Raw genomic sequence first — 21475 nt, 5'->3', positions numbered from 1 at the left:
ATCACTTAGTATGGTTGAAGCCTGTTTCCCTCGATCCCTATCCATCTCATCTATAAACTGGGAACCTTCAACTAGAAGTGATATGAGGAGGTACTCTTGTACGCATCAGAACATCTGGGAAGCCATCTGCTTCGTATGTCCGACCAAGAGCTAATTCGTCTGTGGGTAAACCGCAAATCTACCCCCAGCAAGCACTTTAGCTGGCAGGCCGCCAACGGTTTTCGGCTGTTTGTAGACAAACCGCTCGCAGAAGTGACTCTGACAGATGTCCAGACTTTCGCCGCAGCAATGAGGGTTCGCAGAGTTCCACCCCGTTTCTACAAGCAAACCTTGCTAGCTGTAAAATCGCTGTTCGCCTTCGGCCAGCAAACCGGAATCTTGCCCGCAGTTATCCCCCTGTATGCGTGGCCGGTGCGGCAGCGCAGCAAACAGTCCAAACGCCTCCGTTTAAAGCTGGGGTGGAGTTTGTGCATTTGTTTGTGCTTTTTTTTGGGTAGAATTACCCCGAAACTCTGGAGCCAAACTGTCTCAGCAGAAATCTCGCCGCCTCCAAAACGCCTGACTGCCTCGGCAGAAAGCTCGCCGGCTTCGGCCTCAGAAGCGCTGCCGAAAGTTGCAACTGACGACCCACCAGACAAAGGAAAAAATAACGAGAATCAAGAGGATAACATTGAGCGCGATCGGGTAAAAGCATTTCTCGACACCATAGCCACAGCCGAAGGCACCGCTGGTTCCGACGGCTACCGCACCCAGTACACAGGCACCAAATTTGCCAGTTTCAGCGACCATCCCAGAGAAATGAGATGCGGCCGCCGCTACGGGAAAAAGCTATGTTCCGACGCTGCGGGGCGATATCAGTTTCTCAGCACAACTTGGGATAGATTTGCTAAAAAATTTAGCATCACCGATTTCAGCCCACAAAATCAAGACTTTGTAGCTGTAGAGTTGATCCGAGAAAAAGATGCTTTAGAAGATATAGAAGCGGGTAGATTGGAGCCAGCAATCAGAAAACTCGCCTACATCTGGCCTTCTTTTCGGCGTTTTGGCGGTTCCGTGGACTCGTCGCTGCCCAAACTCGAAGCAATGTATGAGAAGAATTTGGGGATTTACCGCCAAGGGCTGGCTGTTAACAATTAGTCAATAGTCTTTGAACGAGTTGGACTTTGTGATTTTGGATTAAATTTTGAGTTCCAAAATTGAAATTTGGGGAGTTATGGGTGCTGTCTATTTTTGGAAAATTAGAAGTTATTGGTTCTTGGTTATTGGTTATTTGTTATTTATTCTTAGTTATTTATTATATCATGTCATGTCCGCTCGTCGATCGGCAATAATATTATTAGTTTACTAATTCTCAAAAATTATGCAACATTAGCTGTACGGTGCGTCGCGATCGAAAATCCTAAAAAAGCTCGTATCCGCCCAATAAATCTGGGTAAATCGCTCACTGACGAGCCTGAAACATCGCAAAATCGTTCTCAACACGGTAGTCTACCCCGATTTATTGAGCGGATACGATTTTAGGTTGTCCCTCAATTTTAGAAGATTCTCTGGCTGCTATTGTCTCGACGCTGCGGGGGAAATCTGCCCAAGAAACTGGATATGCGGGTGGCAATATTCTAAATTTGCTGCGTCAGTTACAGGTTGATGTTAGTGGCTGCGACTTTTCTCGTCTCACTGTATGGCAAGCTAACCTCCAGGGCATGAATTTACAAGAGGTCAATTTTGCCGATTCTGATTTATCTCGATCGGTGTTTTCTGAGACTTTAGATGAGGTGTGGTCTGTAGCTTTGAGTCAGGACGATCGACTGTTAGCTACGGGGGATAATAATTGCAAAATTTGTCTGTGGCAGTTGCAAACAGGACAGCAACTTTTGAGTTTTCAAGGACACACTAATTGGGTGCGTTCAGTTGCCTTCAATTCCAATGGTGAAACTTTAGTCAGTGGCAGTGCCGATCGCACTGTAAAATTATGGTCGGTGCAAACGGGACAATGCCTCAAAACTTGTACTGGACATGACGGTGAGGTCTACTCAGTTGCTTTTAGTCCTGACGGTCAAACAGTAGTTAGCGGTAGTAGCGACGAAACCATTAAGTTGTGGGATATCAACACAGGTGAATGTCTCAAAACTTTCATCGGACATAGTAAAGAAGTATTTGCGATCGCCCTCAGTCGAGATGGTCAAATCGTAGCTAGTGGTAGTGGCGACCAAACCATTAAGTTGTGGAATATCAATACAGGTCAATGTCTCCACACTTGTACCGGACATACTAATTGGATACTGGCGATCGCTTTTAGTCCCGATGGTCAAACTCTATTTAGTTGTAGTCCCGATCGCCTGGTTAAGCAATGGGAAGTCAGTACGGGTAAATGTCTCAAAACCTTCACCGGACATCAAAATTGGGTGATGTCACTCGCCCTCAGTCGAGATGGTCAAACATTAATTAGTAGCAGCGGCGATCGAACAATCAAGCTGTGGGATGTCGCCACCGGCATCTGTCTCAAAACCTTTGCCGGACACAATCAAGCAATTTGGTCAGTTGCCTTGAGTAGTGACGCTAAAACTATTGTCAGCGGGAGTCCCGATCAAACTGTGAGACTGTGGGATGCTGAAACCGGACAATGCTTCAAAACCCTTGCCGGACATACCAATCGGATCTATTCAGTTCCTTGGAGTCCGATCGATCTGACATCTTGTACCAATGTCAGTAACAGGCAAGATGCCTGTTCCACAAAGAGTGAATTTTCTTGTGAAACAGACATCTTGCCTGTTCATCAAAGGCTTATTGAGAATGGTGCAACATCTCCGATCGATCGCACGATCGCTAGTGGCAGTTTTGATTCAGCGGTGAGGCTGTGGGATGCTGAAACCGGACAATGCCGTCAAATCGTCTCTGGACATACGAAACAGGTTTATGCGATCGCCTGGAGTCCTGATGGACAACTTCTAGCTAGTGGTAGCGGCGATCGCACTGTGAAGCTGTGGGATATGAAGACGGGTCAATGTCTGAGAACTGCGAGCGGACATGAAAATTGGGTCTATGCTGTTGCTTTTAGTCCCGATGGTCAAATTATAGCCAGTGGCAGTGGCGATCGTACGGTAAAGCTGTGGTCTGCGATCGCGGGACAATGCCTGAAAACCCTTGTCGGACATCTGACTTGGATTTGGTCAGTAGCTTGGAGTCCCGACGGACAAATTCTAGCTAGTAGCAGTGGCGATCGTACCGTGAAGCTATGGGATGCCAGTACGGGGGAATGTCTCAAAACCCTCGTCGGACATACCAATCGAGTTTACTCAGTTGCTTTTAGTCCCGATGGTCAAACAATTGCTAGTGGTAGCTTCGATCGTAGGGTAAAACTGTGGGATGTCAGTAGCGGTGAGTGTCTTCAAACCCTCACCGGACACACTAATGGGGTCTATTCAATTGCGTTTAGTCCTCAAGGTAAAACCATTGCTAGTGGCAGCTTAGACCACAAGGTAAAACTGTGGGATGGTCGCAGCGGTGAGTGTATTGGAACTTACACCGGACATACTAATGAGGTACGTTCAGTTGCCTTTAGCCCCGATGGTGAAAGCTTGGTTAGCGGTTCTCAAGACCAAACGGTAAGGTTATGGGATGTCAAAACAGGCGATCGCATCAAAATCTTCAGGGCTACCAGGCTTTATGAAGGGATGAAGATCGCAGGGGTAACAGGATTAACTACAGCCCAAAAAGCTACTTTAGAAATGCTGGGTGCATCTAATAGTTGATAGTTGACAGTTGATAGTTGATAGTTGGCAGTTGGAGTTTGTGCACATGACTTACGCATGGGTGGTCAAAAACCCGGTTTCTAATCTGCTTGCATCCATCCCTCAATAATTGCTACCAAAACATTAACTAGCGGGTTATCGACCGCCTCTTTAAATGCTTCAGTACCTCCTGATTTTAGCGCGCCAATCACTCGTGCTTTCAAACTGGGATTATTCTTTATTTCATCAGCAGCCTTTCCTGCAACTATCATTTTTTCTGTTTCAGTTGTAGTAGGATTAGTTTCTTCTAGTTGCTTCAAAAGCTGTTGAATTTCTGCTGCTGCTTCATCCAGGCTTTGCTTAGATGAATAATCATTTAAAATTCCACCTATCTGTGTTCCTCCATCTCCAGCGAAGCCGCCACCGAACTTTGAACCACGAAGATCGTATTTAGGAGTTTCTGCCATGAGTTTTTGTACCTCTGTTTGCCCTTGAAGTATGTTATGTAGATTATTAATATTTTCTCTTAAAGTTTGAGTTTCCTGCTGATACTGTACGATTTGAGTTTCTTTAACACGAATCTCTGTTCTATATTTTTCTTCTATAGCTTCCCGTATCAATTCATGAACTTTCATAAATTCAGTATGAATTTCCTCCCGATCTACATCAGGAGACATACTCACCTTAACTACATAAATATCCTCCCCTTTCTCTTCTGTGCTCTGGATATCTATTCTAGCGTCTTCGTATTCAGCTTGTATGGCTTTAAATGAGTAAACAAAAGCTTCTATATCAATGGTATTGCAGATAACTATATCAATTGTTTCAAAAGTTTTTTGAAACACTTTGGTAAATTCTCCGGGAGTAAATCTCCTTCCTACGGGATAGGGTTCTCGTCTGTTAGAATCCGAATAAACAAACTCACAAATTACTCCATTGAAATTTGTAGCGTGATTATATTGCCAACCTTCAATACAGGCTCCAGTAAACTTGGCAAAAGCGAATTGAGCATTTGCTGCTTGAGTTTTTGAAAGATTAGCCCTGATCAGATTAGCTCCATAGAATTCAGTCCCGCTAAGATTAGCTCCAGTAAGGTTAGCTCCATGTAGATCGACCCCACTGAGGTTACTCTCAATCACATTAGTATTAATTCCCTCAAAATCATACCCATTGTACCCCAGATCTGCCTTACGGAGGTTAGCCCTGCTGAAGTCAGTTCCACTAAGATTAGCTCCATTGAGGTAAGCTCCACTAAGATTAGCCCCACTAAGATTAGCCTCGATAAGCTCAGCAGATTTTAGGTTAGCCTTACCGAGGTTAGCTTCACGAAGGTCAGTTCCAAGAAGGTAAGCTTCACTGAGATTAGCCCCACTGAGATCGGCATCACGGAAGTTAGCATTACCTAGATGAGCCTTTGTAAGATTAGCTCCCACGAGGTTAGCACCATACAGATTAGCATCGGTAAGGTAAGCTTCGCTAAGGTTAGCCTTGCTTAGATCGGCTTCGCCGAGGTCAGTATCAATGAGTTGAGCTTCGCTAAGGTTAGCTCCGCTGAGGTTAGCACCATTGAAGTTAGCCCTGCTGAGATCTAGCTCGCTCAAGTCAGAACCGCTGAGGTTAACCCCACTAAAGTTAATTCCGCTGAAGTCTTCACTGAAGCTAATCTGGCTGAGATCTACCTCTACATCCAGATTTTTTTCTCGCCAAAAGTTCCAGCTATCTACACCCTGCTCAAGCAGGTCGAGAAATTCCTGTTTTTCCATCTAGAGCTAGACGCATAGTTCTAGTACATACCATAGCACGACTAAAGCTTCTGTTAATCTAATTGCCCAATTACCCATTCCCAATATAAATTTAAGCTAATTTTCCATCTTCCATATGAACGATGCGATCGGCAATATCCAAAATACGGTTATCGTGGGTAACTAACAAAATCGTACAACCTTGTTCTTTGGCAAGTTGCTGCATCAACACCACCACTTCGCGCCCGGATTTGCTGTCTAGGGCTGCTGTCGGTTCGTCAGCCAAAACAATTTGTGGGCGACTAACTAAGGCACGGGCGATCGCAATTCTTTGTTTTTGTCCGCCCGACAAGTCATCGGGATAATAGTTCAGCCTATCTTCTAGTCCTACTAATTCTAGCATTTGCCCAGAGCGATCGCGCATTTCGACACGGGACAAATTGCCGTGAACTTCCAAACCCATTTGGACATTTTGCAGCGCCGTCAAACTGCGGTGCAAGTTGTGGGCTTGGAAAATATAGCCAATGTTACGCCGCGTCTTTACTAATTTATCTTGGCTGGCATTGCACATCTCTTGACCGAGAATTTTCAGACTGCCAGATTGACCCGATCGCAATCCGCCAATCAATGTCAAAAGCGTGGTTTTTCCCGAACCGGAAGGCCCGGTCATCAGGACAATTTCACCTGCATATATTTCTAGGTTGATATCAAAAAGTACCTGTTTTTGCAGTTGACCTTGACCAAAGTAGTGGTCGAGTTTGTGCATGGAAATTACAGGCTCGGAAATCTGTAGGTTGGTGGTTGTGGGGTTAACAAGAGTGGATTTCATAAGTTAAGGATTCGGATTTTTTTAACCACAGAGGGCGCAGAGAACACAGAGAAAGATCAGAGAGAGATGAATAATTGGGATTAAAAAATGTCGGCGGGGTCGGCTGCTTGCAGTTTACGAGTGGCAATAGCTCCTGAAATACTGCACATAACCATGTTCAAAATTAATACTGCTAATGCTCGACCTATGGTCATGTATAAGGGTAAATTTGTAGCTTGACGAGTCACATGATATAGTGCTACAGAGACTCCTACTCCAGGTAAAAAACCGAGGACAGAAAGAATAATAGCTTCTTCAAAAACAATGCCGAGCAAGTAAATATTGCGGTAGCCCATTGCTTTGAAAGTAGCGTATTCTGCCATATGGTCGCTGACATCGGTTGACAGAACTTGATAAACGATAATTACTCCTACTACGAAACCCATCGCTACACCCAAGTTAAAGACAAAGCCGATCGCAGTATTTTTAGCCCAATAATTTTTCTCTAACTCGATAAATTCTTGTTTGGTCAAAACCTTGACATCCGACGGCAAATATGCTTTTAAAACTTGTTGGACTTGCAGCGAGTCAGCACCGGGTTGCAGTTGAATTAATCCGGCATTTACGCTTGCAGAATCCTGTCGGGGAAACAGGCGTAGATAATTTTGATCGCTGGTGATTAAAGCTCCGTCAGCGGCAAAAGATGCTCCAACTGTAAATAAACCGCCGATCGCAATTGTGCGCCGATCGATCTCAGTTTTAACAGATTGTCCCTGATTAATTTGGGCGATAGACCCTTGATAATCTCCCCTTGAAGCTCGGTCAAATAACACAGTATCCGGCAATTTAATCAAGTTCAAATTTTTGTTGACTTCTGGCAGGTCAAATGCAGGGCGATCGGGATTAAATCCCAACACCATAATCGACGTTTCCTGCCTAGTTTCGGGATTTTTCCAGTTGGCAATTTTCACGTAAAGTGGATCGGCTGATTTCACACCATGTACATTCATCGCCTGATATAATCTGCGTCTTGGAAAAGAAGATAAATTCAGCAAATTCCGGCCTTGGGGATTCATCAAAACTAAGTCTGTTTGCAAAGTTTGGTGCAGGCGCGTATTGCTACTGTAAAGCGCATTTTGAAATCCCAACTGCATGAACATCAAAACGTCAGCAAAGGCAATTCCTGCAACTGCAACCGCCATTCGTCCTTTGTCGTGACTCAGTTGCAACCATCCGAGAGGAGTTCTGTTTCTTAACTGTTGTAAAGGTTTAATTAGTCCAATCATATCTCTCTTCTCTTCCTCTGTTTTCTCTGTGTCCTCTGCGCTCTCTGCGGTTAAAAAAATCTTAATTCTTAATTCCCGCCGATCGCAACCTTGACTTGCAAATTGGTCAGTCCCGCTACTTTTTGACTAGAAGCTGCATCTAAACGCACTTTCACTTCCACAATTCGAGCATCAATATTCGCAGAAGGATCGGTGTTAACAATGTTTTGCCGCTGCACCTGCAAACCGATATATTCTACTTTTCCCTGCAATTCCCCCTGGAAAGAATCGCTAGTAATGTTGGCTGGCTGTCCAATCCGTACTTTGTCCACATCGCTTTGATAGATTTCAGCCACCGCCAGCATTTCGCGAGTTTGTCCGAGTTCGACAATGCCATCGTTGCCCACTTTTTCCCCAGGATACGTGTGAATTTTCAGGACTTGAGCATCTCTGGGAGCGCGGATGTAAGCTAGAGCTAGATTGGCTTTCGCTTGTTTGGCGGCGGCTTGGGCGGAACCGACTTCGGCGGCGGCTGCTTCTATGTCAACGGGGCGCACTTCGGCGATGCGATCGAGATTTGCTTCGGCTTCGTCGATTTGCTGCTGTCGAGATTCCTGAATTTGGCTGAGTTTGGCTTGCGCTTCGTTAATTTGTTGTTGGCGAGATTGCTGAATTTGATTCAGTTTGGCTTGGGCTTCGTTAATCTGCTGCTGGCGGGATTGGCGAATTTGGTTGAGTTTTGCCTTTCCTTCGTTGAGTTGCTGTTGGGCTGTTTCGGCGGCGAGGCTTTTGCTGTCGCTAGTTGAGGCAGAAATTGCTCCCTGTTGGTACAGTTGCGAGTAGCGTCGCTGTTCGTTTATGGCGTTGCGGAGTTCGGCTTCTATGCGCGCAATTGCTGCTTGTTGGGTTTGAATTTCCCCTTGCTGTTCAGCTTGCAAGCGCGCAATGGTGGCTTGTTGGGCTGTAATTTCGGTGCTGCGATCGACTTCTAAGCGAGCAACGATCGCCTGTTGCGCTGCGATCTCGTTGCTGCGATCGGCTTCTAAGCGGGCAATACTGGCTTTCTGGGCTTGAATTTCGCCGTTTTTGGCTCCAGCTTTCACTTTTGCTAGATTTGCCTGGGTAACGCGCACTTGTTCTTGTGCTTGCTCAAAGGCTGCTTGCTGGCGATCGCGATTGTCCAAAATTGCGATCGTTTCACCTGTTTTCACCATGTCTCCTTCTTTTACCAGGAGTCGATCGATCCTGTTTCCATCCGCCGCCCCAGATCCCGAAACTTTAATCACTTCTCCCCTCGGTTCCAATCGCCCCAAGGCTGTCACACTGGTTAATTGGGATGCTGTGACGGTGGCGGCTGCGGTGGCTGCGTTGGGATCGGGAATGCGCGATCGCCAGATCGTGTAGCCTGTAGTTCCCCCAGCCGCCAGAGTGAAGAACGCTGCTACAACTAGGAGTTGTTTAACTAAGGGTGAATTGGAGGATAAGCTTTCTGCTGTTAATCGGTGTACCATGACACACCTCATGATTTGGGTAGGTAAAAACTAAACGGTTTAGTTTCTATTTGAATACTAAACCGTTCAGTATAATGATGTCAATACCCGAAGCAAAAATTACAGAAACCAGAGATGGCTAGGACAAAACCAATCGAACCAGACGCAACAGCAGGTGATAAAAGCGAGCAAATCCTCAAAGGTGCGATGCAAGAATTTTTAACCCACGGCTACGCGGGCACGAGTATGGACAAGGTAGCGAAGACGGGGGGAGTTTCCAAAGCCACGGTTTACAGCTACTTTCAAGATAAGGAGGGATTGTTTGCAGCCTTGGTGCAGTGGCTGGCGCGAAAAAAAGTCCATTTTACAATTCTGGATGAAGAACCCGCCGTAGCGCTGCGATTCATTGCCACAACTATATTGGATCAGGCGACGCACGAACCCGAATTTCTCAATTTCGTCAGGCTAGTGATTGCGGAGTCGGGGCGTTTTCCGCAGCTAGCGCAGACTTTTGTGAGAAACTTAGCTAAACCGGGTATCGATCGGCTGACTGAATATTTAACATTGCATCCAGAGTTAAAATTGTCCGATCCGGAGGCGACGGCGCGGATTTTTATTGGCTCTCTGGTATATTTCCAGTTAACCCAGGAGATGATGCACGGTAAAGATATTATGCCCATGGATCGCGATCGAGCGATCGATGCTCTGCTGCACTTGATTTTGCCTGCGGAGTTAAATTCCTAGTGCGATCGAATGTTGATGGGAAGATGGGTGATGGGGTTAATTTTTGAGGTTTTGAGTAGTCGTTTTGGGAGTATCTCAGTTTAGCATTTCATAGTGCGAGCGTCCCCGCTCGCTAGCCTTGCACCGATCGCGAGCGGGGACGCTCGCACTATAATAAAAATGCTTTTTTCAAAAAAGAGATGCTCCCGTCGCTTTCCCTCTCCCTTTCCCCCATCATTTGAGCTTTCAAACTTTGCTGTCAACTGTCAACTGTCAACTGTCAACTGTCAACTGTCAACTGTCAACCAACCTTTCCCTCAATTCAGCATCCGATAACTGTGGCAGTTGTTCTACAAACAATGTCAATTCTGCGATCGGCAAAGCCAATAAATTAGTCACAGCCTGGGGCCGAATCTCCTCCAAGTTAGTAACAAACATTTTTAAGACACTTTCAGCTAACAACTTGACCGCTTCTTCCCGCCCCGATTCATCGACTGTCAGCATCGATATTGCCAGCAACAAAATCGTAAAATCCGCAGCAAACAACTTGGATATTGGAGATAGAAAAACCGTCATTTTCGGGCTTAATTCTCCAAAGCGAACTCGCAGAAAATTTTCCAAGATTAACCGCTGTTGTTCTTGTCTGCCTCGTTCTAGCCCTCGTTCTAGCCCTTGTTCCAGTCCTCGTTCTAGCCCTCGTTCTAGCCCTTGTTCTAATCCTTCTTCCCTAGCTTGTTGCTGTGCAGCTTGTATTTGTTCTCGAAAAAGTGGTGCAATCGCCATAATTAACTCCCGCTCTTCTGGCTCTAATTTCTGTGGGATATCAGCTACTAAATTTGACTGTAACCGATACAATAATTCTAGCGCAGTAATCCGCAACGGATCGTCCGTTGCTAAAACGCTCATTTGGGCGATCGCCCTTTCCTGCACTTTCCCTTTGCCCAAAATCCTCAACCACAGAGTTTCGGGAGTTTCTGGCAACTGGTGAATCACCACAATTGCCGATTCCCAATGCCCCGGCAAAAAATAAATTCCTTCAACCCAATTTTGCGAGTTCGGTATCGCACCAAAACCCTCTACCAATGCTTCAACTCAGCATCATCAGAGGGAGTATTTTTTCTTTTAGCCCCCCGCTGCAATTCACCTCGCAAATTCCACAGCTTAATGATACAGCTAATCGCCTCGACCACATTTACTGGATTGCGAAACGGTTCAAAAATAGCAGTTGTACCAGCCATTTTTCCCAACAATCCTAGATTTTCGGAGTATTCGGGAATTGGGGTACCAGGAGTGAAGTAAACATCGATTTCTCGGACTTCGCTTGTCACATCGCGACCGACATTCACCGTACCGATCGGCGACAGCAATTCTTCCAGAAATTCTTTAGCAAAGCGATCGTGAATAAATCGCGTCATAGCAATTACGATTAACTTTATCCGTTAATAATAGCAGATGTGCGATATTTATTTAGGTTAATTTTAACTTCAAACACTAAATAATTTCTTCAGCCGTTGCCTCACCCATTCTACAGGATTTTCATCCTCTTCCGCTGCCTCTACTAATTCCATCTCTCGCAATAGTTGCTGTCTCTCGCTTAACTCTTCTTTGTGTTTGACTATTTCTTGGATAATCTGTTCGGATAAATCCGGTCGTTCAGTTAAAACTTTCTGGAAACCTTCCTTATTGATTGCAAACAAAATTGTTTCTTCCAAAGCCCTCACCGAAGCAGTTCTGGGGATTCCCAACATCAAAGAAAGTTCCCCCAAAAACTGACCCGTACCGAGGTTATTTAGGTGTTTGTCAATAGCTTCGACAAAAACTTCGACGGAACCTGAAAGTATCAAGTAAAAAGCATCTCCGGGGTCATTTTCGCGAAACAAGAATTCTTGCGGCCGCAGCCGTTGGCGGTATCCAACTTCTATCAATTGCCGCAATTCTAGATCCGTCAGAGTTTCAAAGTATTGCACCTCTCGCAGCAAACCGCTAAGTGACGGTTGCTTTTTGGCTTCCTCTCCCAGTATTGGCATTTTTGGGCTTTGTTTAGGTATTTTGTTCCTAGCGATTGCAGTTTCCTTTTGATTTAACACCGACAACAAAACCTCGGGATTTTTCAAATAAATTTCTCGGTCGTTGAACGGAAAATCGATTCCCTGCTGGCGGAAATTGTACTCGATCGCAAAATTCAACGAACTTTTAATTACTTCTCTTTCCGTCGGCCGATCGGTCCAAACTAACAGCTCAAATTTAAAACTATCATCCCCAAACTCAACAAACAATACTTTCGGATGCGGTTCGTACAAAACCCCTGCTTCTGCGTAAGCAATATTTAACAAAGTTTCTGTCACTAACAGCGGATTGCTATTCTCCGCTACTTCTATGGATAGTCGCAGACATAGTAGCGGGTTGTCGTAACTCCAGTTAACAATTTTGTTGCTAATCATGGTACTGTTGGGAACTATAACGCTGGAGTCGTCGTTAGTTGTAATAATCGTCGAGCGAATCGATATTTTTTTGACAATTCCCATCAATCCTTCTAATTCCACAAAGTCCCCGACTTTCACAGGCCTGTCTAAAAGCAGCGTTAAGCCGCTGACAAAATTAGTTGTTAAATCCTGTATTCCGAAGCCAATTCCGACTCCCAATCCCCCCGCGACAACTGCCAAAGAAGCGAGGTTAAAGCCGATGCTTTGAATGGCAGCAATAACTCCCAAAGCCACTATCAAATAGCGCAAGATTACGGCAATTGCTTCCCGGTTTCCCTCGTCAATTCCCAATCGCACGAGCAAGCGTTCCTTCAGAAAATCCGTAAAAGCTCGCGATATAACGAGGACAACCACGAACAATACAATCAGTTCCCCAAGTGACCGCAGCGATACAGGATTATCCCCGATTTTAAATAAGGTAGATGTAAAGACTTGGGAGATATTTGTCAGTAATTCTTGGGGGATTGTATTTACAGTCATTTTGTAGTAAATTAAGTAAATATATGGCTGTACCAAAGGCTTTAATATTTCTCGATTATTTCTTGACGAAGTGCAGAAGAAAGGACTGAAGTCCTCACTACGAACTTTTTTGAATTTCTCGCCGATAGCGGGGATGACAGGGTGTTCCCGTGCAAACAAAGCCGGCTGGCATATTTTTAAAGACGCTGCTGCGAGCTCCAATTAAAGCATTTGCACCGATTTCGACACCGGGGCCAATGAAGCAGTCGGCGGCAATCCAAACGCCATGATTAATGATAACAGGTGCTGTGATTAAGCTAAAGGCTGGGTCTTGGGGGTCGTGAGTGCCGGTGCAGAGGTAGCTTTTTTGAGAAATGACGCAGTGTTTGCCGATCGCAATTCGATCCAAACTGTACAATACAACATCATCGCCAATCCAACTGCAATCACCGATTTCAATTTTCCAGGGATAGGTAAAACGAGCCGTAGGGCGAATCACCGCACCGCGACCTATTTTTGCACCAAATAACCGCAGCAAGCCGCTTCTGATGCTATTACAAGGGTGTGGAGTGAGGGGAAATGCGATCGCCTGCACCAACCACCACAGCAAAATTAGCCAACCAGGTCTTCCGCGATCGAAATTTGACTGGTTGTACAGCCGCAAATCAATTAAAGATTCGCCTGTTAAAATATTTGGTTGGTTGTCGCCAATTGGACGATCGTTGATTTCAGGATTTGGGGAATTTGCGATCGGATGCGGCGGTTCCGGGTCGGGACTTGGCGTATAATGAGTCATCTAATGTTTGATTGAAAATCGAGTTTAGCTGTAAGGATTGCTGCATGATATTTCCAGTTGGGGACAATTTTAACCCTGAAAACACCAAGAATCTCGCACAATGCGACAATCCCAATCCCAGAATTGCCAAAGTGCGACTTTTACAAACAGCTTTGGTACTGCTTAGTAGCTTTTTCGTAGCAGAGTTAATCGCCGCCACGAGCTCTCACAGTTTATCCCTATTGGCAGATGCCGGTCATGTTTTGTCTGATGTAGCAGCTTTAGCGATCGCATTAACTGCGACTTGGTATTCGTCACTAAAAAGCAGTAAATCGGTGGATTGTGCGATCGCGCGATCGGCAATTCCTGCACGGGGAGAAATCATAGCAGCCTTAGTTAATAGTATCAGTTTAGTAGCGATCGCGCTTTGGATTGCAGCAGAGTCGATCGCCCGCTTGCTGTCCCCAACCCCGGAAGTAGAAGGACTCCCGATGTTAATTACCGCAATAGTCGGTTTAAGCATCAACTCAATCAATGCTTGCTGCTTGCACTCCTGCTGTCACGGCGACTTGAACCTCAAAAGCGCCTTTTTGCACGCCGTTGCCGATATATTTTCGTCGGCTGGAGTAATTTTAGCTGCGATCGCCGTGGCTTGGCTGCACTGGAATTGGGCGGATGGCTTGATTAGCTTGCTAGTCTCGGTATCAATCATTTTATTAACCCTACCATTGCTAATTGAAAGCATCCAATTGCTGCTGGGAAAAGTATCAGCAATATCCGCAATTCAACAACCTTGCGATTGCGAAATAGTGAGCGCCGAAAAATTGCTCTTTCCATCCCTTGAAGAACTAATCAAATGATGTCTCCTCATCAGCGTTTATCAGCGTTTATCCGCCGACATCTGCGGTTAAGATCCAAAGTATAAAAGATAGGTATATAATGAAAATAGAACAGAGCAAAATCAAAGTTATGTCAACTACACCAAAAACCGAGCAAAAAAGACAATGGATTTAGAGCAAGCAGTTTTAGATAAATTGCGGGAATTACCCCCGAATCAGCAGCAAGAAGTTTTAGACTTTGCTGAATTTCTTCATCAAAAAAACATTCTCAAGCGACCTCTGAAAAGCGTCAAAGGAATGTGGGCTAATTTAGATATGGATATCACCGAAGAAGATATTGCCCAAGCTAGAAAAGAAATGTGGGGAAATTTTCCTAGAGGCGATATTTAATGACAGCCGTTGTCGCCGACACTCATACAATTATCTGGTATTTGCGGGAGAATGCTCGATTATCGCCAGCAGCAATGACTGCTTTGGATACAGCATTAGCAGGAGGGAATTCGATTTATGTGTCCGCAATTTCTGTGGTAGAATTAGGGTATTTAGTGGAAAGATATAGATTGCCCGAAGAGGCATTTGAGCAGTTAATCAATGCCTTATCCGATCCGGGGACTGGTTTAGCCATCGCCCCCTTGGATGTAATAACAGCGCAAACTCTGCGTCAGATTCCCCGCGATGTGGTGCCAGATATGCCAGATAGGATTATTGCAGCCACTGCTTTATCTTTAAGTCTTCCGTTAGTCACCCGCGACGCGAAAATTCAAGCGTTAACCACTATTCAGACAATTTGGTGAGTATGAGTGGAATTTACCATGCAAGAAACTGAGTGGGAGTTTGCGGAAATCTGGGCTGATACTCTGATATCTCCTCCTTATATCCTGATGTTAGTTAAGGAAAAATCAGGGATATTTTGCATCCATAACCCGGCACAAAACTATCAAGTTATTTTTTCTAGTGACAATTACGAATCTGCTAAAATGTGGCTGCTAGAGGATGAGTATGAGCGTTTGAATAGTCGCATTTTGCAAGAAATAAAAACATAGCGAAAAACCCGTTTCTGGCCACTCGCGCACCATCCAAGAAACCGGCTTTTCCCCATCTCTTCGCCTGTCACGAAATATTCTCGCAAGCCGTTGTTTTTTCGTTGAATTTACGTTAGGATATAGTAAAGAGGTGAAACTATGCAAATTACAAATAAAAAATTTAGGTTGCGAAGCGGTGCAAATTGGACATCATTTGAGAAGTTTCGTTTGAAGGGCGCAGAAGCACTGAGTTCGATCGCCAATGGTGTCATTGCTACCCTCCAGACAAAAACAGGACAGTACCGCATTATTGAGGAAAATGACTTTCAAGCAATGTATGGACTAGCTCGTGATGTCGATCGGCTAAGGGGAGGATTGCGTATCGTCATCTTGGCTGTGCGGGCGGCACAAAAACACCCCGATCCAGAGAATCTGAATCTACTTGCTGAAGCAGTTGCGATGCTGGGAGATCTGCCTGAACTTCCAACCCGCAATAGCTTCGATCGATTAGTTCCAGAGAATTTCGACTTGGATGAAGATGATGAAGTGATGCTCGATCCTGATGAAATTGAGCGTCCTCTGGAATCTAAGAATGCGATCGACAATAGGATAGATCGATCGTGATGGCTGTAGCAAATAATGAGCCTAATAATCTCGAAACTCTTGAAAATCAGCTACGCGAACTTTCTCACGATGATCGAGTTTTCACAATTATTCAGGACTTTGCCGATCGACTTGGTAAGACAAAAGACCGTCAGAAAGTTTTCGGAGCAGAGGGAGCGCTGGTGCGTCAGCCCATTGAGTATCGGGATATGCTAGCAAGAGGTTTGGTTGGCGACGATGAGGATGCCTTCGCGCTTTTGCGGGGAGATATTATTAGTAGTGACGCTGGCTACTTCTTGGGAGAACGTATTACTAACATGAAGTTTGCTGTCGCAAGCTCAACCTGTGACCTTGTTCAGGGCCGCCGCGATTATGCCTCACTGCTGCGATTGCAACCAATTTTTTCTGACGATCCTGATGCAAAGCAACTCCTCGGTGAACTGCTAAAGTTCAAATCGACTAAGCGAATGTATCTTCCACCATTACCAGGGGACTCTCGCAATATTGTGGGCAATACTGTCATATTTGATGGCATTATACAGATACGCCTTGATGATTTGCTGTTAGCGACACGGCACGCCAGCCTAAGTCTTGTCGGGTGGAGGATATTTGGTTCTCTTGTTCGGACAATTATGGTGCGAGCTGGTGCGAGCGAAACAGAAATGCGATCGAAAGCCTAACAGCTAAATAGAGTGTTTACAGTATAGAAACTAAGAAAAATATTGACAAGTTGCAATATTTTGTTATCTCTTAGTCCCCGTAGGCAGACTTTGTTTGTGTAGTTTGACCTCGAAAAAAGAGACTGAGTGGAAGTTTGCAGAAATCAGGGCTGATACTTTGAAGGTTATACGCAATGGAAATAGCTATGAACAATGATGCAGCAAATAAAACTTCACAAACCTATTTAGATTTTTGGTTGGAAATCTTACAAGCAATTTTAGAAGGCAATGATACTCCCCAAGGATTTTACCCAATATTAGCAGCAAATCAAGACAAACTAAATGAGGAGTTTAGGATCTTATGGCGAGACTGGACAACAGCAATTATAGACACAGAAGATTATCCAGAAGCTTTAATAATTACTGATATTGTTAGCAATTTTAGTAGCTTAATCAAAGAGTTCCCTTTAGGCAACAGAGCCCAGAACATAGAAATTTCTATTACAGGTCTTGAGATGACGCAAAAAATTTATAGCCGTGAGGTATTTCCTTTAAACTGGGCAAGAAATCAGCATAATTTGGGCAATGCTTATAGGGATAGAATTTTCGGCGATGAAACAGAAAATATCAAACAAGGATTAGCATTTTATCACAATGCCTTAGAAGTTTTCACCCCTGAAGAGTTTCCTGAAGATTGGGCAAGAACTAAAAATAATCTGGCAATGGCTTACGCTCAAAGGATTAGAGGGAAAAAAGCATATAATCAAGAGTTGGCGTTTGCCAATTATCAAGATGCCTTAGAAGTTTATAGCCGTGAGGCATTTCCCCGACAATGGGCAATGATTCAAAATAACTTAGTAGAGAACTCCATAAAAAAATCGAAAAATAAGGCGTATAATGGGGAAATAGCAATTAAATATTGCCAATCTGCCTTACAAGTTGTTACCCGTGAAGAGTTTCCCCTAGATTGGGCAAATATCCAACATAACCTAGCAGCCATTTATCTCTTCATAAGTAATGGTGAAAGACTAGATTACTTAGAAATAGCACTCACTCATAGCCAAGAGGCTTTACAAGTTTTCCTTCGTGAAAAAAATCCTTATGAATGGGCATTTACTCAACGTACTTTAGGATTTATTTACAAAGAAAAGGGTGAAATTAAATCTGCTACTGAATGTTTGCAATTGTCTCTAGAAATTTTCACTCCTGCATTGTTACCCAGAGAATGTTTTGGCTCTGCTCTATTGTTAGGTGACACTGCTTTTATTACTCAAAACTGGACAGTAGCTATACAAGGTTATGAAAAAGCCATAGAAGCAGTAGAAAAACGTCGCGAATGGGCAACCAACGAAGCAGCCCGTCAAGAAATCCAATCGGATGCCATAGATGTCTACATCAAAATGGTGCAAGCCTGCATCAATGACGGACAAATTGAAAAAGCTCTCGAAACCGTCGAACGCAGCAAATCCCGCAACTTAGTCGAACTGCTAGCAAATTCCGAACTTTACCCAAAAGACGCTAGCGATTCACTCAAACAGGAATTACGCAGGCTAAGAAGTACCATTTCATCAATACGGCAATTAGCGCAAGTAGATAATAACAGCACTTTTAATCGCGACAGTTTCCAGGGATTTCGTAGCAGCGAAACATCCAGCTACACCCGCGAGTATATCGCCCAACAGCGCGAACTCCTGCAAGAATATCAGCGTCAACTCGACGTAGTTTTCGCCCAGTGTCAGGAACTAGATCCCGCCTTCACCCTCACTCAAGAAGTCAAACCTATTACCGTTGCCGAAATCCGCGATTTGATTGACTCCCACACCGCTATTTTAGAGTGGTATATCGGCACGGACAGTTTCCAAATTTTCATCGTCACTCAGTCAAGTTTGGAAGTTGTGCAGTTTGACAAAGCAGAATTAGAAAATCTGGAAGTGTGGAATAAACAGTATCTCGAAGCCTTATTTAACAACACCGAAACCTGGCAAGATAATCTTTCCGAGTGGCTGAGTAATCTTTCCCAAATATTGCGCCTTGAGGAAATTCTCAATCATCCCGCCCTAGCCAATTGTGACTCCCTACTTTTAGTTCCCCACCGCTACCTGCATCTATTCCCCCTTCATGCCCTATCTGTTAGCCAACAAACTTGGAAGCGATTTAACCAAGAAACTCCGCATCTCCAACCCCCCGCTAATCCTTGTCTGCTAGATTGCTTCAAAAAAGGCGTGCGATACGCCCCCAGTTGTCAACTCCTGCAACGGGTACAGCAACGACAACGCCCACCCGCCGATACCCGCACCCTCTTTGCTATCCAAAACCCTACCGAAGACCTTAAATACACGGATATAGAAGTAGAAGTCATCAAACGCGACTTTACACCCGCCGACATTTTAAGCAAACAACAAGCCACCAAAACCGCCCTCATCGACAACCTGGAAACCCTCGCCCAAGCGCACTACGTCCACTTTTCCTGTCACGGTTCCTTTGATTTCCAGACACCCCTAATTTCATCCCTAATCTTAGCAGGAGCGATCGAATCAACAGACTCACCCACCCCCACCGGGCAAAAATCCCTCCGATTGCGTTCCGGGGGACAAGCCAACCCCGCCAAATGCCTAACTCTGCAAGACATCTTTGCTACACTGAACTTACCTAAATGTCGCCTCGTCACCCTCTCCGCTTGCGAAACGGGGTTGACAGACACAACAAAGCAGAGTGATGACTGTATTGGCTTGGCTACAGGCTTTTTGTATGCTGGTAGTCAGGGGGTTCTCTCCAGTTTGTGGTCAGTCGATGACTTCGCCACTGCCTATCTAATGATTAAATGCTACGAAAATCTGGCAACCGCTGATATGGCAGTAGCCCTCAATACGGCCCAAATTTGGCTGCGAGATGCTACCCAATCTAAATTACTAGAATGGATTGGCGAATTAAAATTAGATTCAAAGTCAACCCAAGATATCAAAGGTTTCCTTGGAAGTTACGATTCTGACGAAAAACCATTTGAAAGCCCATTTTACTGGGCTGCATTTTGCGCTATAGGAAACTAAAAATTATGACTACAAATCCTCTATTATTAGCTTTTCCAAACTTTGTGAAAAGCGAATCAATTGAAATAGACTGTTTAAGAGAATTGGAGCAAGCCTTAGAATCTGTTAGCAGCGAACCTTCGCAAAATATAGAGGAAACTCTGAATACATGGTTACGAAAACACAAAGATATCAGAGAACAGCTTAGGAACTTTGTACCAAATAACAAAGAAGTTACTAAGGTTAAAGCTCAACAACCTAAAGCAGGAGTCAGTAACGTCTTTCAAGAATTAAGTAAAGAAGTCAAACAAAAACTCAAAGAAATCGAAAAGGGGAAATAGCTTTTATGTCTCCTTCCAAAATCTATGCGCCGAATGTTCATTTGTTTGCATATCATTTGCGAAAAGAATCTGAACCTCAAAAAGATAATCTCAAAGAACTATTTGAGAAAGGCGAAAATATCTTAAAAGAATTCGGGATTAATCAAACAATTGATATCCAAGACAAACCCGGATATCGAGTTGAACTTTCTGCTCAACAAACCGAAGACGATGCCTCCATTTTCTTTGAAAAATGGTCAGATTCCCCGATCGCAGGCATTGCGTATCCCGTCCGAATTCACGACACATTTGCCTTAGCATTAAATGTCCGCCGTCCCGAAAAAAACGAACAGGGAATCAAAACTTCTGACGTAGATATAGACTTTTTTAAACGATTGCATCCCAGCGACTGCTGGATGCCAAGCCAAGTTAATTCTTCTCTCGGTCAAACTTTATTGTTAACTCTTTGGTACACTCCAGAGAAAACTTGGCAATTTTGGAACTCAAGAGAAGACAAAAAAAAGCTGAAATCTTTGGCAGATGGATGTTTGAGAGCTTTTATTCCAGACAAGTTAGACACTCCTCCATTTTACCGATCGGGTGAATTATTTGGTAGTCCCATTTTTGAGTATGGTATTGCCGATGAGTTAGAAAATTATTGTCACGTTTTAGTTTGGATATTCGTGACTCCTGAAACAGACAGAAAATTACAAGAAGAATACCCTAATTTAGTTGATATTTTTTGCTATCGCCATAAAATTACTCAGGCATATAAATTAAGTCGCTCTGTTTATAAAGTCCTATCCAATAGCTATAAAGAAGTAAAAGCAGAAATAGCTATTGTTGAAAGTTTGCCAGATCGTAAAACCTTAGATGCGAGTAATTTAGAAGACTTAAAAAAGGCACTCAACCGCATTCCTAGCCTTAATCTTAGTTACGTTGAGTTAATCAGAAACTTGGATAACTACCGCCTCCCTCTTAAAATCAATCTTCAAAATTATGAAAGAGAGCTAAAGCTGCTCCAAAAAAAATACCCACAAGAAGATTTAAGTTTTCTTGAAATTTTTGCAGATGAAAAAGCTCATATTTTTGCAGAGCAAATTCAAGCAGACTTGGACTATTTTGCCAATGGATCGGATTTACTAGAAAAAGCTTTAAATGCTATCCGAGGACGGGTGGAGATTGAGCAAGCAGAACGCGATCGCTCTTTAGAAAAAACCATTCAAATATTAGGTGCTGGCTTGGGGGCGGGAGGAATTGTCTCCTCTGCGATTACCAATGATATTGACAAACCCCTCGTTATCAAGATACCTCAAAAGGGCGATCGGCTGCATCCAGGCGTAACAAGCTTGTTGTTCAGTCTTTTAGCTGTAATAATTGTGGGCGGATTGGTAGGATGGAAAAATGGTAAATGGAAAATTAATGGTAAGTTTAAATCCCACATTCCGCAGATGTGGGTCGGTTTTTTTATCAGTTGTGAAAACTTGGAATCCAAACGCTTTTGGGCTGAAATTATGCAGTATTAGCGTCACA

At 44.1% G+C, this 21475-nt stretch carries 20 protein-coding genes; 12 read left to right on the top strand and 8 right to left on the bottom strand.

Annotated elements, in window-relative coordinates; genetic code table 11:
• Positions 1 to 96 precede the first annotated feature (96 nt).
• Both JGK39_RS00195 and JGK39_RS00190 read left to right on the top strand, forming a co-directional pair.
• Positions 97 to 1137 (top strand): glycoside hydrolase family 104 protein, encoded by a 1041-nt coding sequence (locus tag JGK39_RS00195; RefSeq protein ID WP_293302008.1) that lies wholly within the window; start codon positions 97 to 99, stop codon positions 1135 to 1137.
• Between the two features lie 485 nt (positions 1138 to 1622).
• Positions 1623 to 3749: a WD40 repeat domain-containing protein gene (locus tag JGK39_RS00190; RefSeq protein ID WP_293247567.1), complete on the top strand. Its 2127-nt coding sequence runs from the start codon at positions 1623 to 1625 to the stop codon at positions 3747 to 3749.
• Positions 3750 to 3829: 80 nt separating this feature from the next.
• On the opposite strand, the gene JGK39_RS00185 is transcribed toward JGK39_RS00190, so the two are convergent.
• From JGK39_RS00185 to JGK39_RS00170, 4 genes are all read right to left on the bottom strand, one after another.
• Positions 3830 to 5491 carry a pentapeptide repeat-containing protein gene (locus tag JGK39_RS00185; RefSeq protein ID WP_293247570.1) on the bottom strand — a complete coding sequence of 554 codons (1662 nt, stop codon included), beginning with the start codon at positions 5489 to 5491 and terminating at the stop codon, positions 3830 to 3832.
• A gap of 91 nt (positions 5492 to 5582) precedes the next feature.
• Positions 5583 to 6299: a DevA family ABC transporter ATP-binding protein gene (locus JGK39_RS00180; protein ID WP_293295398.1), complete on the bottom strand. Its 717-nt coding sequence runs from the start codon at positions 6297 to 6299 to the stop codon at positions 5583 to 5585.
• 80 nt (positions 6300 to 6379) lie between these two features.
• Positions 6380 to 7564 carry an ABC transporter permease DevC gene (gene devC, locus JGK39_RS00175; RefSeq protein ID WP_293295396.1) on the bottom strand — a complete coding sequence of 395 codons (1185 nt, stop codon included), beginning with the start codon at positions 7562 to 7564 and terminating at the stop codon, positions 6380 to 6382.
• Between the two features lie 68 nt (positions 7565 to 7632).
• Positions 7633 to 9054, bottom strand: coding sequence for an HlyD family efflux transporter periplasmic adaptor subunit (locus JGK39_RS00170; RefSeq protein WP_293295394.1), 1422 nt, complete (start codon positions 9052 to 9054; stop codon positions 7633 to 7635).
• A 114-nt stretch (positions 9055 to 9168) separates the two neighbouring features.
• Here JGK39_RS00170 and JGK39_RS00165 point away from each other — a divergent pair, with 114 nt between their 5' ends.
• Complete coding sequence (locus tag JGK39_RS00165; protein ID WP_293295392.1) at positions 9169 to 9777, top strand: TetR/AcrR family transcriptional regulator; 609 nt, start codon at positions 9169 to 9171, stop codon at positions 9775 to 9777.
• Positions 9778 to 10050: 273 nt separating this feature from the next.
• On the opposite strand, the gene JGK39_RS00160 is transcribed toward JGK39_RS00165, so the two are convergent.
• From JGK39_RS00160 to hpsU, 4 genes are all read right to left on the bottom strand, one after another.
• A complete protein-coding gene (locus JGK39_RS00160) occupies positions 10051 to 10839 on the bottom strand; it encodes a hypothetical protein (RefSeq protein ID WP_293321926.1) in 789 nt (262 codons plus the stop codon).
• Positions 10833 to 11171 (bottom strand): hypothetical protein, encoded by a 339-nt coding sequence (locus JGK39_RS00155; RefSeq protein WP_293321924.1) that lies wholly within the window; start codon positions 11169 to 11171, stop codon positions 10833 to 10835. The genes JGK39_RS00160 and JGK39_RS00155 overlap by 7 nt, the downstream gene beginning before the upstream one ends.
• A gap of 69 nt (positions 11172 to 11240) precedes the next feature.
• A complete protein-coding gene (locus tag JGK39_RS00150) occupies positions 11241 to 12719 on the bottom strand; it encodes a mechanosensitive ion channel domain-containing protein (protein ID WP_293295388.1) in 1479 nt (492 codons plus the stop codon).
• Positions 12720 to 12816: 97 nt separating this feature from the next.
• A complete protein-coding gene (hpsU, locus tag JGK39_RS00145) occupies positions 12817 to 13494 on the bottom strand; it encodes a hormogonium polysaccharide biosynthesis acetyltransferase HpsU (RefSeq protein WP_293295387.1) in 678 nt (225 codons plus the stop codon).
• 44 nt (positions 13495 to 13538) lie between these two features.
• Between hpsU and JGK39_RS00140 the strand changes: the two genes are divergently transcribed.
• The 9 genes from JGK39_RS00140 (at position 13539) to JGK39_RS00100 (ending at position 21468) form a co-directional block, all read left to right on the top strand.
• Positions 13539 to 14333 carry a cation diffusion facilitator family transporter gene (locus tag JGK39_RS00140; RefSeq protein WP_293295386.1) on the top strand — a complete coding sequence of 265 codons (795 nt, stop codon included), beginning with the start codon at positions 13539 to 13541 and terminating at the stop codon, positions 14331 to 14333.
• Between the two features lie 144 nt (positions 14334 to 14477).
• Positions 14478 to 14702 carry a DUF2281 domain-containing protein gene (locus JGK39_RS00135; protein WP_293295385.1) on the top strand — a complete coding sequence of 75 codons (225 nt, stop codon included), beginning with the start codon at positions 14478 to 14480 and terminating at the stop codon, positions 14700 to 14702.
• Positions 14702 to 15106, top strand: a complete 405-nt coding sequence (locus JGK39_RS00130; protein WP_293295384.1) for a type II toxin-antitoxin system VapC family toxin — start codon at positions 14702 to 14704, stop codon at positions 15104 to 15106. Before JGK39_RS00135 ends, JGK39_RS00130 begins: the two co-directional genes overlap by 1 nt.
• Before the next feature lie 18 nt (positions 15107 to 15124).
• Entirely contained in the window at positions 15125 to 15355 is a 231-nt protein-coding gene (locus tag JGK39_RS00125) for a hypothetical protein (protein WP_293295383.1), read from the top strand.
• A gap of 138 nt (positions 15356 to 15493) precedes the next feature.
• The gene (locus tag JGK39_RS00120; protein WP_293295382.1) at positions 15494 to 15958 is read left to right on the top strand and encodes a hypothetical protein; all 465 of its coding nucleotides are present in this window, start codon (positions 15494 to 15496) and stop codon (positions 15956 to 15958) included.
• The gene (locus tag JGK39_RS00115) at positions 15958 to 16617 is read left to right on the top strand and encodes a hypothetical protein (protein WP_293295381.1); all 660 of its coding nucleotides are present in this window, start codon (positions 15958 to 15960) and stop codon (positions 16615 to 16617) included. The genes JGK39_RS00120 and JGK39_RS00115 overlap by 1 nt, the downstream gene beginning before the upstream one ends.
• 185 nt (positions 16618 to 16802) lie before the next feature.
• Positions 16803 to 19643, top strand: a complete 2841-nt coding sequence (locus JGK39_RS00110) for a CHAT domain-containing tetratricopeptide repeat protein (RefSeq protein WP_293295380.1) — start codon at positions 16803 to 16805, stop codon at positions 19641 to 19643.
• A 5-nt stretch (positions 19644 to 19648) separates the two neighbouring features.
• A complete protein-coding gene (locus tag JGK39_RS00105) occupies positions 19649 to 19963 on the top strand; it encodes a hypothetical protein (RefSeq protein WP_293295379.1) in 315 nt (104 codons plus the stop codon).
• A gap of 5 nt (positions 19964 to 19968) precedes the next feature.
• Positions 19969 to 21468 (top strand): hypothetical protein, encoded by a 1500-nt coding sequence (locus JGK39_RS00100; RefSeq protein ID WP_293295378.1) that lies wholly within the window; start codon positions 19969 to 19971, stop codon positions 21466 to 21468.
• The last annotated feature ends 7 nt before the right edge of the window (positions 21469 to 21475 follow it).

The organism is Microcoleus sp. PH2017_12_PCY_D_A, from assembly GCF_020738565.1.
Classification (GTDB): Bacteria; Cyanobacteriota; Cyanobacteriia; order Cyanobacteriales; family Microcoleaceae; genus Microcoleus.
This window is presented reverse-complemented; position numbering and strand designations above follow the sequence as displayed.